A 5115-nucleotide genomic window follows, 5' to 3' on the forward strand; every position below is an offset into this window, starting at 1 on the left:
ACGGCACGCGCGCCTGGCTGGCCGAACGCCAGACCGCCGGCCGCGGCCGCCGCGGCCGGGCCTGGGCTTCGCCGCTGGCCGCGCATGTCTACCTGAGCCTGTCGCGCCGCTTCGACGGTGGCATCGCCGCGTTGCAGGGGCTCAGCCTGGCCGTCGGCGTGGCGGCGGTGCAGGCGCTGCACGGGCTGGGTTATCGCGATGTCGGGCTGAAGTGGCCGAACGACCTGATGGTGGGCTCGCGCAAGCTGGGCGGCATCCTCGTCGAACTGCGCGGCGACGCCGCCGGCCCGCTGCACGTGGTCGTCGGCCTGGGCCTGAACGTGGCGATGCCGCCCTCCGCCGCGGAAACGATCGACCAGCCCTGGTGCGACCTCGCCGGCCTCTCGCCCCGGCCGCCCTCGCGCCAGGCCGTGGCCACGGCGCTCCTGGACGCGCTGCTGCCAATGCTCGCGCGCTTCGAACGCGAGGGCCTGGCGCCCTGGCGCGAGGCCTGGGCGCGCCACGACCTGCTCGCCGGCAAGGCCGTGCGCGTGCAGGAAGGCCCGCGCGTGGTCGAAGGCGTCGCCCTGGGCCTGGCCGAAGACGGCGCGCTGCGCCTGCGCACCGCGTCGGGCGAACACCTGTGCCACGCAGGCGAAGCGAGCCTGCGCGCCGCATGAACTGGCTGCTCGACCTCGGCAACACCCGCCTGAAGGTGGCCCCGTGGTCGCCGGGCGGCCCGGTGGGCGAGGTGCAGGCCTGGGCCCACGGCGCCGCCGATTTCGCGCCGTCGCTGCAGCGCTGGCTGTCGCAGCTGGCCGCGGGCGACCGCTGCTGGCTGGCCTCGGTGGCCGGCTCCGAACTCACCGCCACCGTGGCCGAGGCGCTGGCGCGCAGCGGCCACCCGGCCACGCGCGTGCGCACCCTGCCCGGGTGCGCCGGCGTGCGCATCGCCTATGCCGAGCCGTCGCGCCTGGGCGTGGATCGTTTCCTCGCGCTGCTGGCGGCGCATGCGCGCGGCCCCGGCCCGTGGCTGCTGGTGTCGGCGGGCAGCGCGCTCACGGTGGACCTGCTCGACGCCACCGGCCAGCACCGCGGGGGCGTCATCGCGCCCAGCCCGGAGCACATGCGCTCGGCGCTGGCCGCGCGTTTCCCCGCCCTGGCCTATGCCGGCGGCGAAGCGCATGCCTTCGCCACCGACACCGCCGATGCGCTGGCCGGGGGCAGCCTGGGCGCGGCGCTGGGCCTCATCGAACGCAGCCACCGCGAAGCCACGCGCCTGCTCGGCAACCCGCCGACGTTGCTGCTCGGCGGCGGGGGAGCAGCCCGGCTGGCGCAATCGCTGGGCATCGAACACGAACTGGCGCCCGCGCTGGTGCTGGAAGGCCTGGCGGTCTACGCCGCGCAGGCGGGGAGCGAAACGCAATGATGGTGCGGGGACTGGTGGTGCTGCTGGCGTGCATGAACCTCGCCGTCGGCCTGTGGTGGTGGCTGCACGTGCCGGCGGTGGCCGCGCCGCCGCCGCCGATGGAGAGCGGCGTGGGCGGCCTGGTGCTGCTCGGGGAGGCCGAAGCGCCGGCGCCGCCGGACGCGGTCGAGCTGGCCGCGGTGCCGATGCCGCTTCCCGACGCGCCCCTGTGCCTGAGCATCGGGCCCTTCGCCACGCCCGCCCAGCTGCGTTCGGCCATGAACGCGCTGACGCCGCTGGCCGCGCGCATCCAGTTCCGCGAACTGCCGGCCACCGAGCTGCGCGGTTACCGCGTATTCCTGCCCGCGTCCGGCAGCCGCGAGCAGGCGCTGGCCACCGCGCGCCAGCTGGCCGCGCGCGGCGTGCGCGACTACTACGTGGTCACTGCCGGCGAGGAAGAGAACACCATTTCCCTGGGCCTGTTCCGCGAGCTCGCCAACGCCGAGAAGCGTCGCGACGAGGTCGCCAGCCAGGGCTTCCAGCCTTCGCTCGAGCCGCGCACCGAGCAGGCCGCGCAGTGGTGGATCGACCTGGCCGCCGAACCCGGCCTGGACTGGGCCGCCGCGATCGGCGAGGCCGAGGGCCTGGAGGCGCGCCCCGCGCCCTGCCAGTAAGACCGCCGCGGCAGGCTAGAATCCGCGCCATGCCGGCTTAGCTCAGTTGGTAGAGCAACCGCCTTGTAAGCGGTAGGTCCCCGGTTCGATTCCGGGAGCCGGCACCAAAGTCCTCACCATCCCGCCCCAGCCTCCTACCGAACCGCCTCTGAAAGCCTGCAGTTAAGCCAGAAGGCGCGCCATCCTGCCCCGACCCACCCCATTGTATCCCCGCCCGGCTGGGGGTACCTTAGGGGGAACTTCTACCCCTTGGGGGTACGGGAGGCCGGAATGGCAGGGGATGCGGGCAAGCTCACGGCGGTAAAGGTCCGGAGCGCCGGGCCGGGCAAGCACTTCGACGGCGGCGGGCTCTATCTGCACGTGAAGGAGCAGGGCCGCTACTGGCGCCTGAAGTACCGCGTCGCCGGCCGCGAGAAGCTGCTGGCGCTGGGCGTGTTCCCCGAGGTCTCGCTGGCCGAAGCTCGCCAGCGCCGGGAGGAGGCGCGGAGCGTCATCCGCAATGGAGGCGACCCCGCCGCGAACCGCAGGGCGCAGAAGGCCGCTGCGCTGGAATCCGCAGCCAACAGCTTTGAGGCCCTAGCGGCGGAGTGGCTTGGCCGGCAGGCGCGGGACATGGCCCCGAAGACTTACGCGAAGGCCGAGCGGGTCTTCTCGCAGATGCTTAATCCCTGGGTCGGACAGATCCCGGTGGATCAGGTCACCCCCCAAGAAATGCTCAAGGCCCTGCGCCGCATCGAGAGCGAGGGTAAGCACGAGACCGCCGCCCGAGCCAAGCAAAGGGCCAGCCAGGTCTTCCGCTACGCCATCGCGACCGGCCGCGCCACCAGCGACCCCACTCAACCCCTCCGGGGCGCCCTCATCCCCGCCAAGGTCACCAACCGCGCCGCCATCACCGACGAGCGCCTGATGGGCCAGCTCATGCGGGCGATTGATGGCTATGAGGGCGACATGGTGACCCGCTGCGCCCTCCAGTTCATTGCCCTGACCTTCGCGCGCCCGGGCGAGGTACGCGGCGCCGAGTGGACTGAAATCGACCTGGACCGCGCCGAATGGCTGATACCCGCCGACCGCATGAAGATGAAGCGTGAACACGTGGTGCCGCTCTCAGAACAAGCGGTATCAGTGCTGCGCGAACTGGAGCCGCTTACCGGCCGGGGCCGCTACGTTTTCCCCGGTCGCGCGGGCAACCGCCCCCTAAGTGATGTGACGTTGAATGCCGCCTTGCGCCGCATGGGCTTCGACAAACACACCATGACGGCCCACGGCTTCCGGGGCATGGCCTCCACGCGGCTCAATGAAATGGCGTGGCCTGCTGACGTGATCGAGCGCCAGCTAGCCCACGTGCCGAAAGACAAGATCAGAGGTGCCTACAACAAGGCCCAACACCTGCCCGAGCGTGTGCGGATGATGCAGGCATGGGCCGACTACCTGGACGCGATCCGTTCAACTGGAAAGGTGGTGCCCATCCACCGGGAGCGCGCCGGCTAGGCCAAAGAATCCCGGGAAACCGGGTAGCGGCCGACCCGGGCGATTGCGCCGCCCGGGCGGCCTTCCACAACCGTTCCTATGGAGAACGAATCATGGCAACTGAAAGTGTAGTTGAAACCCCCAATGAGAAGTTCGGGCCGAGGGCCTTCGCCGGCTACGACTCCAGCGTCTACCTGGCTTGGATACAGTCAATAGGCGACCTCATGCTCAATGCAGCTCAAGACGATCTGCCTGGGAGGGCAACTTCCAACCTCGGCGGGCTAATCCTGGCGTTGTCATGTTCCGCTTCGGAGTTGGACGAGCGTGATCGTGCGCGTCGTCGGGCGGAGGCCGAAGCATGAACCTTTCCGCGAGAGAAGCCGCCATGCTTGAGCCGCTCAGCATCACGGACGATCAGGCCTTCACGCTGCGCCAACTGCTTGCAGAGGCCGAAGCCATTCAAGAGATGGCAACGCGAATCAGCGGCGACAACGCAGAAGACTTCGACATGCTTCAGAACGCCAACCGCGTGACCTTCCGCTTGCTCATGGAAGCCCGTGAGTTGGTGGGGCCGAAGAAATGAGCGCCAAGGTAATCCAGTTCCCGCGACTCAAGTCTGCCCCGCCTGACGCGGTGCCAAGCCCAAGAAAGAGGCGGGCCAAGCAAGCCGAGCCCCCGGACCGGACTAAGGACCCCGAGGGCTGGCTTAGCCATTTAGCCGACCTGTTGATGCCTGGCCCGGAGGAACTGGCGGAGATGGCCGCAAGGAAGGCAGCGAAGGCGAGGGGGGAGCCTGTATGCCCTCGCTGCGGTTGCATCGTCAACGACCAGGGCAATTAGCAGTCAAGCCGCGCCTAGGCTGATCCCCGAATACCGGGCACCTTCCCCGGCTGGCGCGGCCCTCTTTGAAGGGCGCAGAGGTGTGCGTGATGTCATACACGGAGCGGGATGCTTGGCTCGATGAAAAGGCGAGTGGGGGCTGGCCATTCGAGAGATGGGGAGTCGGCTCGCTACCGCTGCGACCCGGGTTCAACTACCTTGCCCATCCGTTTGGAGTGTCGGGCGTAGGCTCGATTCACCATCGGTTGCTCAATGCCCTTGGTTGGCCTTATCCCACGGTCACTCGATTTGAAGAGCTTCTTGCCGAGGTGGTGGCCGTAGTCGAAACCGCGATTGAACACTCAGACGTAGACGCCTACGAAAGCTGGTTGAGGCATGAGGTTTGGCTTCCTGTGCTAGACGATAGCCTCTACGGGGCCGATTCGCCCGCTGACATGCTGTCGCAATCCATTGATTACGTAGGCGTTCGAGATGAGTGGTCCGAGCGGGAGCTTTCAGCGGCGCTTGGGCTTTGGCTGCTAGGTGAGTTGGCGAGCCTTCCTGATTCCAAAGATTGGCGTTATCCAGAGATGCTTATTCAGATCGGTATTGCGCTAGCTGAGGCCGAATACTACCGGGGGCGGGACGAGCACCAAGTGGAAATCGCGAAGCGAGCCACGAATCGGTCTCGCGCAGCAACGGACGCGCGGCACGCCGCCAACCGTGCACGCACAAAAGAGGCGAGAGACTGGTGGTTAGCTGAGGGCG

Annotated in this window: 6 protein-coding genes and 1 tRNA gene; all 7 read left to right on the forward strand. The window is 68.7% G+C overall.

The features are described 5' to 3' along the window. On the forward strand, positions 1-659 hold a 659-nt coding region (locus N790_RS01885), incomplete at its 5' end, for a biotin--[acetyl-CoA-carboxylase] ligase (protein WP_043800074.1). Then, positions 656-1408 carry a type III pantothenate kinase gene (locus N790_RS01890; RefSeq protein WP_043800075.1) on the forward strand — a complete coding sequence of 251 codons (753 nt, stop codon included), beginning with the start codon at positions 656-658 and terminating at the stop codon, positions 1406-1408. The genes N790_RS01885 and N790_RS01890, both read left to right, overlap by 4 nt. Next, positions 1405-2061 carry an SPOR domain-containing protein gene (locus tag N790_RS01895; RefSeq protein WP_043800077.1) on the forward strand — a complete coding sequence of 219 codons (657 nt, stop codon included), beginning with the start codon at positions 1405-1407 and terminating at the stop codon, positions 2059-2061. The genes N790_RS01890 and N790_RS01895 overlap by 4 nt, the downstream gene beginning before the upstream one ends. 31 nt (positions 2062-2092) lie before the next feature. Beyond that, a tRNA-Thr gene (locus N790_RS01900) sits at positions 2093-2168 on the forward strand. A gap of 163 nt (positions 2169-2331) precedes the next feature. Beyond that, on the forward strand, positions 2332-3549 hold the full coding sequence (locus tag N790_RS01905; protein WP_043800078.1) for a tyrosine-type recombinase/integrase: 1218 nt from the start codon (positions 2332-2334) through the stop codon (positions 3547-3549). Between the two features lie 337 nt (positions 3550-3886). Further along, a complete protein-coding gene (locus tag N790_RS01910) occupies positions 3887-4111 on the forward strand; it encodes a hypothetical protein (RefSeq protein ID WP_156969882.1) in 225 nt (74 codons plus the stop codon). Positions 4112-4457: 346 nt separating this feature from the next. Further along, positions 4458-5115: hypothetical protein (locus N790_RS16545; protein WP_211251934.1), on the forward strand; the 658-nt coding region annotated here is incomplete at its 3' end.

It is taken from the genome of Arenimonas malthae CC-JY-1 (assembly GCF_000747075.1).
Classification (GTDB): domain Bacteria; phylum Pseudomonadota; class Gammaproteobacteria; order Xanthomonadales; family Xanthomonadaceae; genus Arenimonas; species Arenimonas malthae.

What these genes read in the sequence shown, in the direction of transcription:
- N790_RS01890 (WP_043800075.1), top strand. Translation starts at nt 656, where the DNA reads ATGAACTGGCTGCTCGACCTCGGCAACACCCGCCTGAAGGTGGCCCCG.
- N790_RS01895 (WP_043800077.1), top strand. Translation starts at nt 1,405, where the DNA reads ATGATGGTGCGGGGACTGGTGGTGCTGCTGGCGTGCATGAACCTCGCC.
- N790_RS01905 (WP_043800078.1), top strand. Translation starts at nt 2,332, where the DNA reads ATGGCAGGGGATGCGGGCAAGCTCACGGCGGTAAAGGTCCGGAGCGCC.
- N790_RS01910 (WP_156969882.1), top strand. Translation starts at nt 3,887, where the DNA reads ATGAACCTTTCCGCGAGAGAAGCCGCCATGCTTGAGCCGCTCAGCATC.